Genomic DNA, 20,428 nt, shown 5'->3' with positions numbered 1-20,428 from the left:
ATGCCAGCTCGGGCAGGCAATTCAATGGAAACCCTTTCTTTGCATGCCAGTTTGTAACTTTGGATGCGATGAAGATGCTAAGAGGACTGAACATGGCTTATCGCCAAACGGATGAAGGGCGGTGCCTTCTCCGCAGCTTGCTGCTGTGGTGGGCCTTGTCTGCTCTCTGCCCATTGGCTGCTCAGGAGCTGCCACCCGTGCGCAGCTTCAAGCCCGAAATCTACCTGGGGGGCAATCAAAATTGGATGATCGGGCAGGGGCAGGACCGTTTCCTTTATGTAGCCAATAATGCAGGCTTGCTGGAGTTCAATGGTACGGCGTGGACGCTCTACCCTTCTCCAAACGAGACCATCATCAGGGCTGTACGCCCGGCTGGCGGCCGGGTATATACAGGCTGCTATATGGAGTTTGGCTATTGGGAGCGGGGGGCAAAAGGCCAGCTGTCTTATCGCTCTGTCAGTGCAGAAAACCAAGATGCCCTGGTGCCCGACGAGCACATTTGGAATATATTGGAATATGAAGGCCGGATTGTGTTCCAGTCGCTTGACCAGCTTTACATCTACACCCCGGGCACAGGCGGCATGGAAGTCATCCGGCCTGAGCACGGGGTCGATAAGCTATTTCTGACGGATGGGCGGCTGATCTTCACAGACCCCCGGCAAGCGGTGTATGAGCTGATAAAAGGGGAGCAGCAGTTGCTGGTCCCGCCTGGTGCCCTGCCTTCAACCCGCTGGATTGACATACAGGCGGAGGGCGGGCAGCTGTTTTTGCTCGATGCCAGTGAAGGTGTACAGGGCTGGCCCGCTCCGTTGGCCCCCGCCTGGTCTGCAGCGGCTGTTGCTCTTGAAGGGAAAAGCATCTACAGTGCCCGGCACCTGAGCGGGGGGCAGCTGGCTGTGGGCACGATCTCAAACGGGGTATTCCTCTTTAGGCCGGATGGGCAGCTGCGTTATCATTTTTCGCAATCGGAGGGGCTGGCCAACAACACAGTACTTTCCCTTTTTGAAGACGACGAACACAACCTTTGGGCTGGGACTGACAATGGCATCAACTGCATCAATCTGGAATCACCTATCCGCCGGTTTGCCGATGAGAGCGGGCGGCTGGGTACGGTGTATGCGGCAGAAGTCCATAATGGGCAGCTCTATCTGGGCACCAATCAGGGGCTGTTTAAGCGGGCAGTGTACGGGCAGGCACCGTTCCGGTTGATCCCCGGCACGAAAGGCCAAGTTTGGGCACTGTACCGGTTTGGGGAGGATTTGTTGTGTGGGCACGACAAAGGGGTCTTCCTGCTTGAAGGGGAGGAGGCCCGCAAGATTGGGCCCGAGGTGGGAGCCTGGAAATTTGAGCCGGTGCCTGGCGGCAAGGGGCAGCTCATGGCAGTGGGCACGTACCGGGGGCTTGCCTTTTTGGAAAAAAATGGAGGAGGGTGGGCCTACCGCAACAGCCTGCAAGGGTTTGATTATTCGGCCCGTTTCTTTGAATGGCAAAGCCCTGCCGAGCTGGTGGTCAGCCATGAGTACAAAGGGGTGTTCGGTATCCGTATAGACGAAGCCTATCAGCGCGCAGTGGAGGTGAAAACTTACCCTGAGCCCAAAAAAGGGAAGCATTCCAGTTTAGAGCGCTTTGATGGGGCAATATTGTACTGCTCACGGGACGGCGTTTTCCGGATGCAGGATTGGGCGGCTGGGTTTGTCCGCGACTCTAGCCTTAGTGTGCCCATTCAGCAAGGCAATTATCATTCTGGCAAAATGATTGCGGATGCGGCTGGCCGGTTATGGCTGTTTACCCGGCAGTACATCAATTATTTCAGCAACAGCTCTCTGCTGCCTACCCCAAAGCTTCATCAGATCCCTATCGCCTCGTCCCTGATCAATGCCATGCCCGGGTACGAGAACATTGCCATCTTGCAGCCTGGCCAACTGCTGATTGGCACGGCAGATGGCTACCTGCTGCTCAACCTCGGAGCCTTGTCCCCATCGGCATATCAACTGACCCTCACAGAGGTAAGCGCCAATACGTTGGACAAAGCGCCGGTACGGCTACTGTTGGAGCCTGGGCAAAAGGTGCCCTATGGTCTCAATAGCCTGAATTTCGGCTTCGCAGTGCCTGCTTTTCAAAAATATGATTTGCCAGAGTTTCAGTACCAGCTGGAAGGGTATGTAGGATGGAGCGAATGGTCAGAGGAGGCTCAGGCCCAGTTTAAAAATTTGCCATTCGGGAAGTACACGCTCCGTGTGCGCAGCAGGCTTGGGGGCGGCAAGCCTGCTGCTGAGCTCTCGTTCCCTTTCTACATCAGCCGCCCGTGGTATTGGTCTTACCCTGCCCTTGGCTGCTACTTCGTACTTTTGTCTTTGTTGGCCTTCTTTACGCACCGGGCGTATACGGGGTACTACAAGCGGCAGCAGGCCCAACTGAAAAAGGAGGCTCAAAAACGCTTAGAGGGCCAACAAAAAGAAAATGAACTGCAGCTGGTCCGCCTGCGCAATGAGCAGCTGCAAAAAGACATCGAAAACAAGAACAGGGAGCTGGCCATCTCCACCATGAGCCTGGTCAAGAAGAATGAGCTGCTCAACCAAATTAAAGACGAGCTGAAAGCTAGTGAGGATGCCAACCGCAACATCCGGGCGGTGGTGAAGACCATCAACCGAAATACCAACGAAGAAGATACCTGGAACCTTTTCAAGGAGGCTTTTGAAAATGCAGATCAGGAGTTTTTTAAAAAGATAAAGGAAAGGCACCCTGCACTGACCCCCAACGACCTTAAGCTATGCGCCTATCTGCGCCTCAATCTCAGCTCCAAGGAGATTGCCCCCCTGCTCAACATTTCTGTCCGCAGCGTAGAGGTGAAACGCTACCGCCTGCGCAAGAAAATGGAACTAGAGCATGATGAAGGGCTTGTTGAGTACATCTTAGGCATCTGACCAGCCTACAACACGTCCTGATTTTACCACAACATTACCACAACAACACAGGTATGCCCACGCTTTCCGCCTACAGCCTGCTGCTAGCCAATAATCGACATTTAGGGCTAGGGGGGCTGTAATCTGTCAGGTTTTATAATCAGTTGCTGGGCTTTCCGAAACTTATTTGGTCTTGTATGTTTTTTGTTGTGGTTGATTTTTCAAGCCTGCCGGTTGGCATCTTTAATATTGTATCCGGTAGACAATACCATTCAGCAGGGACAAGGATGTGCGCAGCCCTCCTGCTCCTGGCGTACCTGATTCAACCCAATGGCAGGCAGAACGAGCCAGCTGTAAACTCATTAGTGTATGAAACAGATTACCTTATTCGCTTTATTGCTTCTGGCATCGACTGCCTGGGGGCAAAACTTTACCGTCACGGGCGTGGTACAGGATGCTGCCAACGGTGACCCCCTGATTGGGGTAAATGTGGTACTGCCCGCCGCAGACGGCACCGTCCAAGGGACGATCACCGATTTTGAAGGGCGCTTTGAGCTGGCCGATGTGCCCAAAGGGGCTAGCCTTCAGTTCTCTTACATCGGTTACCAGCGTAAAGAAGCCGTTATTGAAACGGGCGGCCCAATCATTGTTGAAATGCTGGCCGATGCGGAATCTCTGGAAGAAGTCGTGGTCATTGGCTATGGCACGCAGCGCAAGCGCGACCTAACCGGCGCGGTCTCTCTCGTTGGCTCAGAGACCATTGAAGAGCTCAAGCCGATAAAGATTGAGCAAGCATTGCAAGGGACCACCCCAGGTGTGAATGTCACACAGCAGTCCGGCTCGCCCGGCGCAGGGCTGGATATCCGCATCCGGGGCGTATCGACCAACGGGCAGAACGCGCCCTTAGTCATTATCGATGGCTATCAGAGCGACCTCAACACCCTTAACCCTAGCGATATCGAAACCATCACCGTCCTGAAAGATGCTCAGGCGGCGGTTTATGGTACCATTGGCGCCAACGGGGTCATATTGGTCACAACGAAATCTGGCCGGAAAAACCAAGCCCCGCAAGTCAGCTACAACGCCTATCTGGGCTTGCAGGAAAGCAGCCGCCTCCTGCCGCTCTTAAATGCTACAGAGTACGCCCTGTTGCTGAATGAAAGTTATGCTGCAGGTGGGCAAGACCTGCCGTACCCCAACGCTTCCGGCCTGGGCACGGGCACAGACTGGCAGGCTGAGGTGTTTGGCACCGCACCTATGTCGAGCCACGATGTGACCATTAGCGGGGGCTCTGACCGCGTGACCTACTCTTTCAGTGGCTCTCATCTCGATCAGGAAGGGATCATTGGCGGCAGGAAGTCTGCATTCCGCCGGAATACTGCCCGCCTCAACCTTGGCATTGATCTGGCAGACAACCTCAAGCTGCAGGTCAACAACATTTACACCTACATAGACCGGGATGCCCTGAACGAGAGCGGGCTTGGCTCCGTGCTGTTCAACGGGCTCAATGCTCCGCCCACCCTGCAGGTCCGCGACGACAGCGGCGAGTTTACGCTTGTGCCCAATACTCCGGGGCTGGGCATCGAGGTGATCAACCCCCTCGCGCAAATTGCCAATACTTTCAACGATTATGACCTGAACAAGCTCAACGGGCAGGTGAGCCTCGATTATACGCCGGCAGAAGGGCTGACCCTTACCGGGCGGGTAGGCTACAACACGAGTGTCAGCCGGGGTAAAACTTTTTCCAAAGAGCTCAGCTACGGCGGCAAAGTATTTGATGTGACCCGAAGCCGGGTAGATCAGAACACCATCAATGACAACAACTACACGCTCGACCTCTACGCCACCTACGTCAGTGCTTTTGGCCGCAACAACCTGACTTTTACCGGTGGTACGACGGTTTTCAAGGAGTTTGGGCGGGGGCTGTTCGCTTCCGGGTTTGATGTGCCCAACAACGACTGGGCATTTGCAGACCTTTCCTTAGCCTTGGGCACCAGCCCAACTGGTGGGCGAGACGTGGGCTCCTATGCTTACGACGAGCGCCGTTTGTCCTATTTTGCCCGGGCACAGTATGATTACGACGGCAAGTACCTCCTCTCTGCCATGTTGCGCAGGGACGCCTCTACCAAGTTCGGCCCAGAAAACCGCGTAGCCTATTTCCCGTCCTTCACTGCCGGGTGGATCATCTCTGATGAAGGCTTTTTCAACCCAGATGGCAACTTCAATTTCCTCAAACTGCGCGTGAGCTATGGCGTACTGGGCAATGACCAAATTGTGAACAACGGCTATATCGGCACCCTGAGCGGGGAAGCGACTTATGTCTTTGGGGGCGCCCTAGTCAACGGTACAGCGATTGGCGTACTGCCAAACCCTGCTTTGCAGTGGGAGGAGGCTAAAAAGTTTGACGTGGGGCTTGATGTAGACCTGTTCGACTACAAGCTCAACATTACAGCCGACTACTTCATCAATACCCGTGACAACCTTTTGATTTCCAATATCCCGGTATCTGGTATTACAGGTACCTCTGCGCCCGGTGCGGCCTCTCCAACCGTCAATGCCGGCTCTGTTCAAAACCGGGGGCTGGAAATGGCTTTTACTTACAAAAAACGCTTTTCTGATGATTTCCGGATGAGCCTGGGCTACAACTTCACTACCCTGTCCAACGAAGTCCTCAGCGTGAACAACGGGACGGGCTTCATTGAAGGCGGCGCATTTGGCGTAGGGCAGTTGGCTCCTTCCCGTATGGAAGTCGGGCAGCCCATCGGCTATTTTTATGGCTACCAAACGGACGGCATTTTCCAAAACCTGTCGGAGGTGGAGGCACACCCTTCCCAAGCCGCGCTCGGTGCGGAAGCTGTACCCGGCGACCTCCGCTTTGTGGACATCAACGGCGATGGGGTGATTACGCCGGATGACCGTACTTACCTTGGCGACCCTATCCCTGAGGTCACCATGGGCTTCAACGTGAATTTCTCGTTCAAGGGCTTTGACTTCACGGCTTACACTTTCGCTTCCTTGGGGCAGGAGATGGTCCGCAATTACGAGCGCAGCCTCTCCGATGTCAACCGCCTGAACTATGTGCTGGACCGCTGGACAGGCGAGGGCTCTACCAACGAAGTGCCAAGGGTGACTACGGCCGCTACTTCCAATAATGTGTTTTCGGATTTTTATGTGGAAGACGCCAGTTTTGTCCGCCTGCAAAATGTACAGCTGGGTTATACCTTTAACCTGCCTTGGCGAAATGGGGCATCTACCCTCAGGGTGTACGGCAGCGCCAACAACCTGCTGACCCTGACCCGCTATCAGGGGTATGACCCCGCTGCTTCCAGTGGCGCCCCCATAGGTGGAGGCATCGACTTTGGCTTTTACCCCATCCCGAAAATTTACATGTTCGGCCTTAACCTGAACCTTTAAAACCAGTATCAGACATGAAAAAAATCATAGCTATACGCATCTTGCCGGTGCTTATCCTGCTTTTGGCAGGCACTGCATGCGAAAAAGACTTCATTGACCGTGCCCCGCTTTACTCTATTGATTCAGAGAACTACTTCAATGCGGAAGATGACTATTACAACGCCCTGATTGCGGCTTATGATCTCTTGCAGGCCACTTACGTGAATGTCATGCTGGGCGAAATCGCATCCGACAATACCCTCTGTGGTGGTGAGAGCGCTACGGATGTTATTGGTTTTCAGCAAATCGACGATATGGTGCATACTCCGGTCAACAGCAACCTGCGCGATATCTGGAACTGGATGTTCGCAGGGGTCAACCGCGCCAGCTACATTTTGGAGTTTGCCGATAAAACGGACTTCCCCGGCAAAACCCAGATTTTGGCGGAAGCCCGCTTCCTGCGCGCTTATTACCACTTCGAATTGGTCAAGTGGTTTGGCCCCATACCCCTTAAAGGCGATGCCCGCTTTGAGGTAGGGGACGAGGCCAGCCTGCCCCGTGCCCCGGTAGAGGAAGTCTATGCCGCTATAGAAGCCGATTTGGGCTATGCGGTAGAGAACCTTTCGGAAAACGCACCGCAAGTGGGCCGGGCCTCCGCCAATGCTGCCCGTGCTCTGCTCGGCAAGGTGTACCTGTATCAGGAGCGCTTCAGCGAAGCGGCTACGATATTGGAAAACCTCATCAATACCGGGCAATACCAGCTGGCAGATGATTTTGCTGGCATCTGGGAGATGAGCGGTGAGAACGGTGCAGAGTCGGTTTTTGAGGTACAATACTCAGATGCAGAGGGCGCTGGCTTTGGCTGCTTGCAGTGCAGTGAAGGCAATGTAGCGGTTGGTTTTAACGGGATCCGCAATTACTCGGGCCCTGAATATGACGGGGGCTTCTCCTTCAACGTGCCCGTTGAAGAGGCATACAATGCTTACGAAGTGGGGGACAGCCGTCAGGACGCATCCATCTTGGACATTGAAGCCTGGGCTGAGGAGACTGGTGCTACTTATGGCGTTGGCTACGAGCACACCGGCTATTACAACCGCAAGTATATTGCCCGTAAAGGGGACTCTAATATTGGCGATCAAAACCTCACGAACCCCAATAACTACCGTGCCATCCGCTATGCAGATGTACTGCTGATGGCTGCAGAAGCACTGAACCGTGGACAGATCAGCGATGAGCGGGCACGGCAGTACCTCAATCAGGTGCGCCGCCGGGCCTTTGGCGATATGGACCATGACATCAGCGCGAGCGGGGCTGCCCTTACCGATTTTATCCTCAACGAGCGCCGCCTGGAGCTCATGGGGGAGGGGCACCGCTTCTTTGACCTAGTGCGCACTGGCCGCGCAGCGGGTGCTATCCCTGGGTTTGTGCCCGGAAAGCACGAACTGTTCCCGGTCCCTTTTGAGGAAATCCAATTTTCCAACGGCAACTGGCAGCAAAACCCTAACTATTAAAACGAGCCACTATGAAAATCTTGAAATATATCGCTTTCTTCTTCCTGCTCGGCCTGCTCGGCACCGCATGTGAAGAGGACAACTCAATCCCTCAGTTGGAGGGGATCCCTGCACCGGACAATATCTCCGCCCTTTTTACCATCGCCAACGACAACTCCGGGCGGGTAAGCATACGGCCTGATGCGCGTGGGGTCACGCAGTTTACGGTAGACTATGGCGACGGCAGCGGCCTTTCTGAGCCTTTTGCCCCTGGGCAGAGCACTGAGCATGTCTACACGGAAGGCAGCTACCCGGTGACCATCATGGCAATGGGCGTGAACGGGAAGGTCGCTGAGTATACACAAGAATTGACCGTAGCCTTTGAGGCGCCCCAAAACTTGGTGGTGGACATCCTGCCTGTGCCTGGCGACCCGTTCTCTTTTGATGTCTCCGCTACGGCAGATTTAGAGACGTTCTTCGAGGTGACGTTTGGCGAAATCGCGGATGAAGTGCCACAGCCTTTCATGGAAGGGGAAACCGTCCGCTACACTTATGCTGAGGTGGGCACTTATGAAATTACGGTGACTGCGCGGAGCGGCGGGGCAGCAAGCCTTTCACAATCTAGCACCATCACGGTCTCCAATCCGGTACTGATGCCGATCGATTTTGAAAATCCTACCCTCAGCTACACCTTTACCAACTTTGGAGGGGCAGGTACTGCAGTTGTCGATAACCCGGATGTATCTGAAGGCAATGTCAGCAGCCGGGTTGCAGAGCTGGCTAAGGGAGAAGGCTCCGAGGTCTGGGCCGGGTCTTTTATTGAATTGGGCGAGCCCATTGACTTTAGTGCCGGGCAAAAAATCAGGATGAAAGTCTGGTCGCCTCAAGCCGGCATACCGATTTTGCTGAAGCTGGAAAACCTGGAAAATGGCGGGGAGCTGTTTCACGAAGTAACGGTTACTAACACAGCGGCTAATGCCTGGGAAGAGCTGATATTCGATTTTGCGGAAGCAGATTTCTCTTTCACTTATCAGCGGGTAGTGGTCTTTTTCGACTTTGGCACGAATGGCACTGGCGCGAGCTACTACTTTGATGATATAGAAGTGACGGATGGCAGCGCAGAGAACAACTTGCCTATGGATTTTGAGTCTCCGGATATCAATTACGAGTTCACAGGCTTTGGCGGCGCTAGCGCAGAAGTTATCGCCAACCCTGATGCTTCCGGGGCTAATAGCAGCGCCAATGTCGCTGCCCTGTCCAAGTCTGAGGGTTCTGAAGTCTGGGCTGGTGTCCTGACCAATCTTTCCAGCCCGATCAATTTCGGCGCGCAGCAGAAAATCCGCATGAAAACCTGGTCGCCTACTGCAGGCATCAACGTATTGCTGAAGGTCGAAAACCTTGACAATGCCGATATCTTTTACGAGGTACAGGTGCAGAACACCGTTGCCAATGCTTGGGAAGAACTGGAGTTCGACTTTAGCGGCATAGATATTGGGAATAGCTATCAGCGCATAGTCGTCTTCTTTGACTTTGGCACGAATGGCACCGGAGCAACCTATTATTTTGATGAGATCACCCTGGCAGACTAAAAATCCGAACAAGATGAAACGCATAACATTTCAAATACTAGCCCTCTGCAGCCTGTTGCTGGCAGGCTGTCAGAAAGAAGATCATACTTTTGGGGACATCACAGCTCCTTCCAACCTGACGCTCAATGCGGTAGTGGTAGGCGCAGATGAGGCCAACCCCAATGGCGACGGCAGCGGCCTGGTCAACCTTTCTGCCTCGGCAGAAGGCGCTATTACCTACAAATTTATTTTCAGCGATGGCACAGAGCGGATTGCCCCCGGAGGGCAGTTCCAAAAGCGCTTTACCCAAGTAGGCGTCAATACTTACACTATTACGGTGGTGGCTTCAGGCAAGGGGGGCGTGGCAACCTCTTCCTCTACAGAAGTGACGGTGCTCAGCAACTTCGAAGATGAGGAGGCTATACAGTTCCTCACAGGGGGCGGCAGCAAGACTTGGTACTGGGCCGCGGATGAGCCTGGGCACCTCGGCGTGGGGCAGAACGATGACAATACCGAGCAGAACTACTTTGCCAATTACTATCAGGCAGCGCCCTTTGAAAAAGATGGCGCTTCTGAAAGCACTTGCCTTTATCAGGACGAAATGACCTTTGCCCTCGACGGCGGCACCCTTACCTATCAGCTCGACAACAAAGGGGCTACCTACTTCAACGGCAGCTATGAAGGCGTAGCGGGCGGGAGCAATGGCTTTGACTATTGTTATGAATTTGGGGTAGGCACAGCGCCTGAGGTGGTCACCCTTGCCCCTTCTGAGTCGGTAGTAGCCGCAAATGGCATCCCCGGGCAGACCCGCGGCACAGTCCTCAACTTCTCTGAGGGCGGGTTCATGAGCTATTACATCGGCACGAGCAGCTACGAAATCCTGTCGATTACAGAAAACCGCTTGGTGGTCCGTGCTGTGCAGGGCAACAACGGTGGGCTGGCCTGGTACCATATTTTTACTTCTACCAAACCTTCTGTAGATGAGCCCGGCTATGACGAGCTGGTCTGGGCCGATGAGTTTGACGCTGGCAGTGCGCCGGATGACGCCAACTGGTCTTACAATATGGGCACAGGCGAAAATGGCTGGGGCAATGGCGAAGCGCAGTACTACACGGACCGGCCGGAAAATATCCGCGTTGAGGATGGCCTCCTGAAGATTACCGCTCAGCGGGAAGCGTTCAGTGGGTCGGCATTCACCTCCGCCCGCATTGTGACGGAGAATAAGTTTGAATTCACCTACGGGCGGGTCGATGTACGGGCAAAGCTCCCAACAGGAGGGGGCACTTGGCCTGCAATCTGGATGCTCGGTGCGGACTATGACACGAACACCTGGCCCGGTTGCGGAGAAATTGATATCATGGAGCACGTGGGCAATGCGCAGGACCAAATCTTTTCCTCTCTTCATTTCCCCGGCAATTTCGGTGGTGACGCCATCACGCAAAGCCGCAATGAACCGGGCGTATCTGAGGAGTTCCACGTCTACTCTGTTGTTTGGTCGCCCGATTTCATCCGCTTTTTCATTGATGATGTGGAGTACCACGTTTTCGCCAACAACAGCAGCTTGCCGTTCAACAGCGATTTCTTCCTGATTTTGAACGTGGCTATGGGCGGCAATTTCGGCGGTGCCATAGATGCCGCCTTTGAAAGCTCCACTATGGAGGTGGACTACGTGCGAGTTTATCAATAGGCTTGATGGTTCGGGGCATTGTAGGGGCAAAATGGCTCATTTTCCCACAGCACTGGCCCGGCGCATCAAGTGTCCGATGGGGCGTAAACCAAAATCTCGCTTGCGTTCAAGCTTTCCGGGCTCTAGTGCCTCAAGCCATAAATCCTTGCCACCCCAAGTTTCGTTCTTTTCCGCCTACTCTTCGTTGAAGAACCGCTCCTTTAGCTCGGGCTAAAGTCGCGAACCTTCGCCTTGATTAGCCGGAAAATAACTTCAACTTAAGTATCAGAGATTTATGGCTTAAGGCACTTGCCTGGCATTGGCCTAGCGCTGCGAAGGGGTGGCCGAAGGCCAGACCCGACGCCTGTAGGGCGAGGGGCCGAGCGGATAGCGAGCCCCGTAGCATAGCGGCACCTGCCCGCTGGCAGGGGCAGGCCCCTATCCTTACGGAGGGGGCAGGCCCAAAAAACGATAATCTGGTTTGCGCCTGTCCAATGAATGAGGGAGGTTAAAGCACTTTTAATATGAAGATACTTATCAAGATATTGGCAGTGGGCTGCCTGTTGTTGTCAGGAAGTGCCCTTATTGCTCAAGGTATGGACGACATTAGCCAAAAGGTAGAAGCCTTGCTCAGCAAAATGACGCTGGAGGAGAAAGTAGGGCAGATGAATCAGTACAATGGGTTTTGGGATGCAACCGGGCCTGCACCTGAGGAAGGGCTGGCGGCTTTAAAATACGAGCACCTCAGAAAAGGGCTTGTGGGGTCTATGCTCAATGTTCGGGGTGTGGAGCAGGTACGCGAGGTACAGCGCATAGCGGTGGAAGAGGCCCGCTTGGGCATTCCGCTCATTATTGGCTTTGATGTGATTCATGGCTACAAGACCATCAGCCCTATCCCCTTGGCCGAGGCTGCTAGCTGGGACCTTCAGGCCATCCGCCGCTCTGCTGAGATCGCTGCGGCCGAAGCATCTGCGGCGGGCATCAATTGGACTTTTGCCCCTATGGTGGACATTGGGCGGGATGCCCGCTGGGGCCGGGTGATGGAAGGCGGAGGGGAAGACCCTTTCTTGGGCAGCCGGATTGCCGATGCGCGGGTGAAAGGCTTTCAAGGCGAGGATTTGTCTTCTCCGGCTACTATTGCGGCTTGCGCCAAACATTTTGCAGGGTATGGTTTTGCAGAGGCCGGGCGTGATTACAATACCGTCGACTTTGGCACTTCTACCCTCCGGAATGTAGTGTTGCCCCCTTTCAAGGCTGCTGCCGATGCTGGGGCCGCCACTTTCATGAATGCCTTCAATATCCTGAACGGCATACCGGCTACGGGCGATGCTTTCCTGCAGCGTGATATCCTTAAGGGCGAGTGGGGCTATACAGGCTTTGTCGTATCAGACTGGGGCTCCCTCAAAGAAATGGTCAGTCATGGTTATGCGGAGGATGTGGCACATGCTGCTGAGCTTGCAGCCAATGCCGGCTCGGATATGGATATGGAGTCCTATGGTTATGTGTCCCACCTGGCAGGCTTGGTCCGGGAGGGCAAGGTGGAGGAAGCCCATGTAGACGATGCAGTGCGCCGCATACTGCGCGTGAAGTTTGAGCTTGGGCTGTTCGATGACCCCTACCGCTATTGCGATGCGGAGCGGGAAGCCACAGTCATTGGCAGCGAAGAGCACCTGGAAGGCGTGCTCGATATGGCCCGCAAGTCTATCGTCTTGCTCAAGAACGAGGGCGGGCTGCTGCCACTGCCAAAGGATGGCAAGCGCATAGCCCTGATTGGCGAGCTGGCGGCAGAAAAGAATAGCCCCTTGGGCAGCTGGCGGCTGGCTGCAGATGACAACTCCGCCGTATCTGTTTTGGAGGGCATGCAGGCTTACGGAGGCAATGACTTGGTTTACGAAAAGGGGGTGAAGGTCATCGATGGGCGGCAGCACTTTGTTTTTGAAACCCATATCAATACCACAGATACAGCAGGTATGGCAGCAGCGGTAGCCGCAGCAAAGTCTGCTGATATTGCGGTGCTGGTATTGGGGGAGCCCGGTTTTCTTTCTGGGGAAGGGCGGAGCCGCACCGATCTGGGGCTTCCCGGCCTGCAGCAACAGCTATTGGAAGCCGTTTTTGCAGCCAACCCCAATGTAGTGCTGGTGCTCAATAATGGCCGCCCCCTTGCGCTGCCCTGGGCAGCTGATCACATCCCTGCTATACTAGAGGGCTGGCAGTTGGGCACACAGGCTGGGCACGCTATCGCACAGGCCCTCTATGGGGATCATAACCCCTCCGGCAAATTGCCGATGACCTTTCCGCGCAGCGTGGGGCAGGTGCCCATTTATTACAACCACATGCGCACAGGCCGCCCTGAAATGCCTACGCCGGATGAGGTGTTCTGGTCGCACTATATCGATGAGCGCAACAGCCCGCTTTTCCCTTTTGGCCATGGGCTGAGCTATACCACTTTTGAATACAGCGGGCTGAAGCTCAGCAGTGGGCAGCTAAAGCCCGGCGGGTACCTAACGGCTACAGTAGAGGTGTCCAACACGGGGGGAGTGGCTGGAAGAGAAGTCGTTCAGCTGTACATCCACGACCATTACGCCTCTGTTGCCCGGCCGGTAAAAGAGCTGAAAGGGTTTGAGTTAGTATATTTGGAGCCGGGGGAAAAGAAAACAATTACCTTTAAGCTCGATGAAGCTTTGCTTAGCTTTTATACTGCCCGCGGGGTGTGGGCAGCAGAGCCGGGCACCTTCACCGTCATGGCAGGCGGCAGCTCTGAAACGAGCTTGTCTGCAACATTCGAGCTGACTGGGCCGAAGCGGTAAGCCTTTTGGGAAGGAAGGGCTGCCGGGCCGGGGCAGGCTCTTTTTTTCAAAACTAACCCACTAAACTCAACAGACAATGGGCATTATTTCTTTTGTAGGCTTTACCGCGCTGGTGGCGGTCGTCTCTTATTGGTCCACCCGCTCCATGAAAGAAGATTCTTCAGACGACTACTTCCTGGGCGGGCGCAGCCTCACCGCGCCGGTCATCGCGGGCTCCCTGCTGCTGACCAACCTCTCCACCGAACAAATTGTAGGCCTCAATGGACAGGCTTATTCCGAGGGCATCCTGGTTATGGCCTGGGAGACCCTGGCGGCTATCGCTATGGTCGTTACGGCCTTGTTCCTCCTGCCGCGCTACCTCAAGGGCGGTATAACCACCGTCCCACAGTTTCTTGAGCGCCGGTACGACCGTGGCACTAAGACCATTGCGTCTGCCCTTTTTCTCAGCGGCTACGTCATTGTGCTGTTGCCCATTGTCTTGTATTCTGGCGCAGTTGCTTTCAGTGCTATGTTCGATCTGCCAGCCATGCTCGGGATCAGCAAAACCGCTGCCCTTTGGGCATGTGTTTGGGGCATTGGGATCATTGGCGCCATCTACGCTGTATTTGGCGGGCTCAAGGCTGTAGCGGTATCCGATACCATCAACGCTATAGGGTTGTTGATTGGCGGGCTGCTCATCCCGTTTTTCGGGTTGGCAGCTATTGGCGGGGGCAGCGTGGCTGAAGGGTTGTCTACCTTGGTAAGGGAAGCGCCAGAGAAGTTCAACTCCATAGGGGGGCCTACAGCTTCGGTCCCGTTCAGTACAATCTTTACAGGCATGATGTTGGTGCAGTTGTTCTACTGGGGCACCAACCAGGCTATCATACAGCGGGCGCTTGGCGCAAAAAACCTGAAGGAAGGGCAAAAAGGGCTGCTGCTCGGGGGCTTTATCAAAATGTTGGGGCCGATTATCGTGGTGCTCCCGGGGATTATTGCCTACAAGTTATTTGATGGCACCCTGGCTGTACCTGATGAGGCCTACCCTCGCTTGGTCAGGGAGGTGCTCCCTGCTGCATGGATCGGCTTTTTCGCTGCAGTCCTATTTGGCGCCATCCTCAGCTCCTTCAACAGTGCGCTCAATAGCTCGGTGACGCTTTTCGGGGTGGACATCTACAAGGAGTACATCAAAAAAGAGGCGACTGACCGCGAAGTGGTGAAAGCGGGCAAGCTCTTCGGTATCGGGCTGGCCGTCTTGGCTATGTTTATTGCACCGGCTATCGCCAATGCCCCCGACGGGCTGTTCGGCTACCTGCAAGAGGTCAATGGCTGTTACAGCATCCCCATCCTGACCATTATCGTGGTGGGCTACCTCACGAAGTGGGTGCCGGCCATAGGTGCTAAAGTTGGCATCTTGTCTGGCGTGATTTTGTACAGTATTTCACAGTTTATACTAGGCCCCAATGTGGCTGCGGAGGCAGTGGCTACAGCTACGGCATCTGGCATAACAGACGAGGCCGCCTTGGAAGCCATCCGCAAAACGGCTTACCCGCACTACCTCCATGTGATGGCCATCCTTTTCGTGCTCAACGTCAGCATTATGCTCATCATAGGCAAGCTCTACCCCAGGAAAGAAGCTTATGTGCAGAAATATACCGATCAGGTAAACATCGACCCTTGGAAGTATGCGGTAGCTGCTGGCATAGGGATCATCATCGCGGTGATCGGCATTTATATTTATTTTTCTTAAACCTTAATACCGGAAGAGCGTTTCGCCTCCGGCCAATTGGAACGTATGAAAACTTTGTCCTCCCTATTGCTGACCGCCCTTTGGGCTGCCTGCCCCTTGCAGGCACAGCAACTTCTTTGGGCGGAAGAGTTCTCCGGAGAAGAGCTGGACACTGCTGTCTGGAGCTTCGATCTGGGCGACGGCTGCCCCGCTCTGTGCGGCTGGGGCAACAACGAGCTGCAGGCCTATACCCGACAGAATCATAAGGTGGCAGATGGCTACCTGACGATTACCGCCCGGAAGGGAAATGAAGGGTATACCTCTGCCAGGGTCACGACCAAGCATAAAAAAACTTTTCAGTACGGAAGAGTAGAAGCGCGCATCAGCCTGCCTTCTGGAGCAGGGTTGTGGCCCGCTTTTTGGATGCTGGGCGCCAATATCGATTCCGAAGGGTGGCCGGCTTGCGGCGAAATAGACATCATGGAGTATGTGGGCAGGGAGCCAGGCCGATTTTTCACCTCCCTGCACACTTCCTCCAGTCATGGCAATACCCACAACACCCGCACCACGCTTGTGCCTGGGGCGGAAGAGGGGTTCCATATTTTCGCAGCCGAATGGAGCCCGGACGAGATTGCCTTTTTCATTGATGGGCAGTTGGCTTATACCTATGCGCCAAATCATAAAACGGCCGAAAACTGGCCTTTTGACCAACCTTTTTACCTCTTAGCTAACCTTGCCGTAGGCGGGAATTTTGGTGGGCCCCATATTGATGACAGTGCTTTTCCACAAAGCTTCATCATCGATTACATCCGGGTTTACAGCCTTGAATGACCCCCGCTGACGGCCCTTTGTTTGAACCCATTACGCTATGGGGCGCAAACCAGATTGTCGTTTTTGTCCTGCCCCTGCCCAACGGGAGGGGGCCTGCCCCTGCCAGCGGGCAGGTGCCGCTATGCTACGGGGCTCGCTGTCCGCTCGGCCTTATCAGGCCTGCCGCCCCTTCGCAGCGCTAGGCCAATGCCAGGCTATGAAGCCCAAAAAGCATAACCGCTTGCGACACTTTGGTTCACGCCCACGCTGTGTTGCGCTAAGCGCATGTTTCGAGCTCGTCCTATTGCCAATCAATGCTTTATGGGCTCTGCCGGCTATACTGGTACAGCAGGCGGATAAAAGCACTTGATTTTCATGGCGAAGATGCTCCGAACAAGCCTTTAGCCCCCAACAGTTGGACGCTTGGATCCTATGTGCCAGGGGAACAGCCCGGCTGTGGGGCAGCCCGTTGATTTTTTCAAAACCAAATACAGTATATGATGAACAAGTTTGTACTCCCGATGCTAGTGTTCGCCCTTGCCTTTGCCACGGCAGGTGCGCAAACGACAATTTTCGACTTTGAAGGGGAAGCCCCAGCGTTCAGCGACTTTAATGGCTCCACTACCATGGTGATCGACAACCCTGATGCCTCAGGCATTAACACAAGCAGCAAGGTAGCTGAAAACATCGTGCCTGCCGGTGCCGCTTTCGCTGGCGTGAACATCCCAGGCCAGTCCATTGACATCAGTACCGACAAAGGGTTCAGTATGCAGGTGTGGGCTCCGGTAACTGGCGTGCCAGTGTTGTTGAAACTCGAAGGGGCTGTCAATGCAGAGCGGCAGGCCACATTTGACGGGCCAGCTGGGCAATGGCAGGAGCTGTCTTTTGACTTTGGGAGCGAAGGGGACCTCACCTTTACTTCCGTGACGGTATTTATGAACTTCAATATAGTGGGCGAGCAGGACTTGACCTTTTACTGGGACAACCTGCAGCAGTTCAGTGTGTCGCCCGTGGCTGAGCCCCTTGAGCCTGCTCCGGCCCCAGACAAAGACCCGGCCAACGTCATTTCAATGTTTAGCGACAGCTACGATGATGTGGCAGTGGATACTTGGCTGACCACCTGGAGCGCAGCCAACCTGGAAGATGTCGCTATTGCTGGCAATGCCACCAAAAAATATACGAGCCTGAACTTTGCAGGCATTGAAACGGTAGGCCCTGCCGCCCTTGACCTGGAAGGCGCAGGCATGACCCACCTGCATGTAGACATCTGGACGCCCAATGCGGAGACCTTCCGCATCAAGCTGGTAGACTTTGGCGGCGACGGCTTTGGCGGCGACAACGATACCGAGTTTGAAATCCCCTTCACCCCTGAGCAGCAAACCTGGGTAAGCTTGGACATCCCTCTCATGGACTTTGCAGGCATGAGCCAAAGCGATGTGTCGCAGTACATTTTCTCTGCACTGCCTGTAGGGACGAGCACCATTTACATGGACAATATGTATTTCTACAATGCCACACCTGATGGGGTGCGTACACCACAGGCTGGCGTGCTCCGGGCTGTGCCCAACCCTGCTCGCGAAGCATGGCTTATTGAGGCGCCGGAAGTGGTAGAGGAAGTGCTGCTGTTCAATGCTTCCGGCATGCTCATGGGCCGCTGGGCGGCGGGCGCTGAGCAGGTAAGCATACCGGCAGAAGCGTTGCCAGCTGGCATGTACGCTGCGGTGGTGGCTACAGGCAGCGGTAAGTCATTTGTCGTAAAGCTGGTCCGTGCAGAATAAGAGATTAGTGCGGGGGCAGCAACAAAGTCCCCGCTAAAGGTTAGCTACTATTTTGATTGAGAAATGTCCGCTTGAGAAAGCGGGCATTTCTTTTATGGGACCTCCTGCCCGGCGGCAGCTTGCCAGATTTCGAACCAGTCCTCATCGCTCAGTTTTACCTTGCAAGCTTCTGCCGCTGCTGCTGCCCGCTCGATACGGGCCGTGCCCAGTACAGGAAGGATCTGTGCGGGATGGTGCAGCAGCCATGCGATGAGCAGCTGATCGATGCCAATGCTCAGGCGCTTGGCCATGGGCTGCAGCGTGCTCAAGAGCCGTTGCTCACGCTCTTCCGGGACCGCTTGGAAGAGCGCGCCGCCCCCAAGCGGAGACCAGGCCATGGGCGGCAAGCCAAGGCGGAGCGCCTGATCGATGGTGCCATCGTGGAAAGGGGGGAGGTGTAAAGCAGAAGCTTCTATTTGGTTGGTCACCAAAGGGAAACGGCTGTGCAAAAGCTCAAACTGGGATGGGGTGAAATTGGAAACACCGAAGTGCCTGACTTTGCCGGCTTCTTGCAAGTGCCGGAAAGCTGCTGCCACCTCATCGGGGTGGAGCAGTGGGCTAGGCCGGTGGATGAGCAGCAGGTCAAGGTAATCTGTGTGCAGGTTGGATAAAGAGCGCTCGGCGGAAGCGATGATGTGCGCCCGGGAGGTATCATAAGATTTTAGCCGATAGCCAGGCCGCTGTTCTGCTGGCATTTTTATCCCACACTTGGTCACAAGTTGCATATCGTGGCGCAAAGATGGCTGAAGATGCAGGGCCTTGCCGAATGCTGCTTCGGTGGTATAGCCTCCATAGATGTCGGCGTGGTCGAAGGTGGTTATGCCCAGCGCTATGCTTTGGGCAATGAGCCGCTCCATGTCTTTGGCGCTCAGCCGGTGCCCCCAGCTGCCCCATCTCATGGCTCCGAATACAACTCTGGAAAATACAGGCCCGCCCGGGCCTAGCTGAATGGTTGGAACCCCCATAGCAGTTTTTCTGTAAAGGTACAGAATTATGAAGGTAGTCAAGGGCTTCAGATGGGCAGGCTGCAAGCAGGGAGCAGGGAAATTGCCTACCTTTGTAGCCTAAACCGGCGGGTTGCCGGCAGATGAGTACATTCATGGCATTCCAGGAAGCTGCCCACCGGCAGCGCTTATTGTTTATAGATCTGCTCCGTGCATTTGCCATTCTGATGATGCTGCAGGGGCATTTTATCGACACCACCCTTGCCGAAAGCTGGCGGGATAAGGCTGCGTACCCGTTATACAGCTATTGGGCATTTATGCGCGGGCTGACTGCCCCTGTGTTTTTCTTCTCTTCCGGGCTGGTATTCGTTTTTCTGCTGCTCAGGGAGAGGGGCAATGCCTGGGCCAATAAACGCGCGGTAAAAGGCGCACGGCGGGGGCTGCAGCTTATTTTGACCGGTTACCTTTTGCGCTTGTCCTTCCCTGCGCTGCTGCATGGCCGTGTCCCGGCTTCATTTTTTTATGTAGATGTGCTTCACTGTATAGGCATAGCCCTGCTCGGCCTGGTATTTTTTTATGTACTGAGCCACTACCTCCGCCTGCCGTTCCCGCTTTGGCTGGCTTTGGCTGGCGGGGCAGCATTTTTCTTTTATTTTGATGTGAAGGAAGCAGACTATGCGGGCTGGCCCGTAGCCCTACAGCATTATTTCCATCGGGAGCTGGGGGCGGTATTTACCCCTGTGCCGTGGGTTGGGTTCAGCTTTATGGGGGGCATACTGGGTTGGCTGCTTCATTGGAGGCCGTCTTGGGCGTTTGGCCATGCTCTGCCTGTAGCCCTGCTGGCCATGGGGTATTTAACAGACCATTATTCCTCCAATTGGCTGATCGACTGGTACGAATGGACAGGCTTGGAGCAGTTCCGGCGCCACGCTTATTTCAATTTTCTGTTGAAACGCCTTGGGGAGGTGTGGATTGTAGCAGCCCTGTTCATTTGGCTGGCCAAGTACTGGCAAACCGTCCCAAGGCTTGTGTTGAAAATCGGGGGGGAGACCTTGGCTATTTATGAAGTGCACTTCGTCGTGCTCTACGGTACCTGGTTCGGGCTTGGCATCAGCACCATTTGGGCTTATCAGCTCAACCCTTGGCAAGCTGTTGCAGGTGCATTGCTTTTCGTGCTTGCCTTTGTCATTTTCACAGCTTACCTCGATAGGATAGGGCCGGTGCGCTGGGCCTGGTGGGGCCGGCAGTTTCAGCGGGCTTACCGTTTAAGCCGTTGGCAGTGGTACCGTTTGCGCAGCCGGGGGCAGCAGGTACTGCCCTGAGCG

11 protein-coding genes are annotated in these 20,428 nt (G+C 54.8%); 10 read left to right on the top strand and 1 reads right to left on the bottom strand.

The annotated features are described in order from the left end of the window. The first annotated feature begins 68 nt into the window (after nucleotides 1-68). The 9 genes from FRY97_RS00205 (at nucleotide 69) to FRY97_RS00165 (ending at nucleotide 18,120) form a co-directional block, all read left to right on the top strand. Nucleotides 69-2,924: a two-component regulator propeller domain-containing protein gene (locus FRY97_RS00205; RefSeq protein WP_147165393.1), complete on the top strand. Its 2,856-nt coding sequence runs from the start codon at nucleotides 69-71 to the stop codon at nucleotides 2,922-2,924. A gap of 348 nt (nucleotides 2,925-3,272) precedes the next feature. Continuing rightward, a complete protein-coding gene (locus FRY97_RS00200) occupies nucleotides 3,273-6,317 on the top strand; it encodes a SusC/RagA family TonB-linked outer membrane protein (protein WP_147165392.1) in 3,045 nt (1,014 codons plus the stop codon). Nucleotides 6,318-6,331: 14 nt separating this feature from the next. After that, nucleotides 6,332-7,807: a RagB/SusD family nutrient uptake outer membrane protein gene (locus tag FRY97_RS00195; protein ID WP_147165391.1), complete on the top strand. Its 1,476-nt coding sequence runs from the start codon at nucleotides 6,332-6,334 to the stop codon at nucleotides 7,805-7,807. Nucleotides 7,808-7,818: 11 nt separating this feature from the next. Beyond that, nucleotides 7,819-9,375, top strand: a complete 1,557-nt coding sequence (locus FRY97_RS00190; protein ID WP_147165389.1) for a PKD domain-containing protein — start codon at nucleotides 7,819-7,821, stop codon at nucleotides 9,373-9,375. Between the two features lie 13 nt (nucleotides 9,376-9,388). Continuing rightward, nucleotides 9,389-11,041, top strand: a complete 1,653-nt coding sequence (locus tag FRY97_RS00185) for a family 16 glycosylhydrolase (protein ID WP_147165387.1) — start codon at nucleotides 9,389-9,391, stop codon at nucleotides 11,039-11,041. 503 nt (nucleotides 11,042-11,544) lie between these two features. Continuing rightward, the gene (bglX, locus tag FRY97_RS00180) at nucleotides 11,545-13,827 is read left to right on the top strand and encodes a beta-glucosidase BglX (protein WP_147165386.1); all 2,283 of its coding nucleotides are present in this window, start codon (nucleotides 11,545-11,547) and stop codon (nucleotides 13,825-13,827) included. A gap of 76 nt (nucleotides 13,828-13,903) precedes the next feature. Further along, the gene (locus FRY97_RS00175; RefSeq protein WP_147165384.1) at nucleotides 13,904-15,553 is read left to right on the top strand and encodes a solute:sodium symporter family transporter; all 1,650 of its coding nucleotides are present in this window, start codon (nucleotides 13,904-13,906) and stop codon (nucleotides 15,551-15,553) included. Between the two features lie 45 nt (nucleotides 15,554-15,598). Beyond that, nucleotides 15,599-16,363 carry a glycoside hydrolase family 16 protein gene (locus FRY97_RS00170; protein WP_147165383.1) on the top strand — a complete coding sequence of 255 codons (765 nt, stop codon included), beginning with the start codon at nucleotides 15,599-15,601 and terminating at the stop codon, nucleotides 16,361-16,363. Between the two features lie 476 nt (nucleotides 16,364-16,839). Next, nucleotides 16,840-18,120, top strand: coding sequence for a hypothetical protein (locus FRY97_RS00165; protein ID WP_147165381.1), 1,281 nt, complete (start codon nucleotides 16,840-16,842; stop codon nucleotides 18,118-18,120). A gap of 92 nt (nucleotides 18,121-18,212) precedes the next feature. On the opposite strand, the gene FRY97_RS00160 is transcribed toward FRY97_RS00165, so the two are convergent. After that, nucleotides 18,213-19,124, bottom strand: coding sequence for an aldo/keto reductase (locus FRY97_RS00160; RefSeq protein WP_147165380.1), 912 nt, complete (start codon nucleotides 19,122-19,124; stop codon nucleotides 18,213-18,215). Nucleotides 19,125-19,258: 134 nt separating this feature from the next. On the opposite strand from FRY97_RS00160, the gene FRY97_RS00155 reads away from it, so the two are divergent. Continuing rightward, nucleotides 19,259-20,425 (top strand): heparan-alpha-glucosaminide N-acetyltransferase domain-containing protein, encoded by a 1,167-nt coding sequence (locus FRY97_RS00155; RefSeq protein ID WP_170254425.1) that lies wholly within the window; start codon nucleotides 19,259-19,261, stop codon nucleotides 20,423-20,425. The last annotated feature ends 3 nt before the right edge of the window (nucleotides 20,426-20,428 follow it).

The sequence above is a fragment of the Phaeodactylibacter luteus genome, assembly GCF_007993045.1.
GTDB lineage: Bacteria > Bacteroidota > Bacteroidia > Chitinophagales > Saprospiraceae > Phaeodactylibacter > Phaeodactylibacter luteus.
The sequence above is the reverse complement of the archived record's forward strand: the minus strand, read 5'-3'. Positions and strand labels throughout refer to the sequence as shown.

Excerpts from the sequence above, each read along its gene's own strand:
- FRY97_RS00165 (WP_147165381.1), top strand. The coding sequence starts at position 16,840 with ATGATGAACAAGTTTGTACTCCCGATGCTAGTGTTCGCCCTTGCCTTT.
- FRY97_RS00190 (WP_147165389.1), top strand. The coding sequence starts at position 7,819 with ATGAAAATCTTGAAATATATCGCTTTCTTCTTCCTGCTCGGCCTGCTC.
- FRY97_RS00200 (WP_147165392.1), top strand. The coding sequence starts at position 3,273 with ATGAAACAGATTACCTTATTCGCTTTATTGCTTCTGGCATCGACTGCC.
- FRY97_RS00160 (WP_147165380.1), bottom strand. The coding sequence starts at position 19,124 with ATGGGGGTTCCAACCATTCAGCTAGGCCCGGGCGGGCCTGTATTTTCC.
- FRY97_RS00155 (WP_170254425.1), top strand. The coding sequence starts at position 19,259 with ATGGCATTCCAGGAAGCTGCCCACCGGCAGCGCTTATTGTTTATAGAT.
- FRY97_RS00205 (WP_147165393.1), top strand. The coding sequence starts at position 69 with ATGAAGATGCTAAGAGGACTGAACATGGCTTATCGCCAAACGGATGAA.
- bglX (WP_147165386.1), top strand. The coding sequence starts at position 11,545 with ATGAAGATACTTATCAAGATATTGGCAGTGGGCTGCCTGTTGTTGTCA.
- FRY97_RS00185 (WP_147165387.1), top strand. The coding sequence starts at position 9,389 with ATGAAACGCATAACATTTCAAATACTAGCCCTCTGCAGCCTGTTGCTG.
- FRY97_RS00170 (WP_147165383.1), top strand. The coding sequence starts at position 15,599 with ATGAAAACTTTGTCCTCCCTATTGCTGACCGCCCTTTGGGCTGCCTGC.
- FRY97_RS00195 (WP_147165391.1), top strand. The coding sequence starts at position 6,332 with ATGAAAAAAATCATAGCTATACGCATCTTGCCGGTGCTTATCCTGCTT.
- FRY97_RS00175 (WP_147165384.1), top strand. The coding sequence starts at position 13,904 with ATGGGCATTATTTCTTTTGTAGGCTTTACCGCGCTGGTGGCGGTCGTC.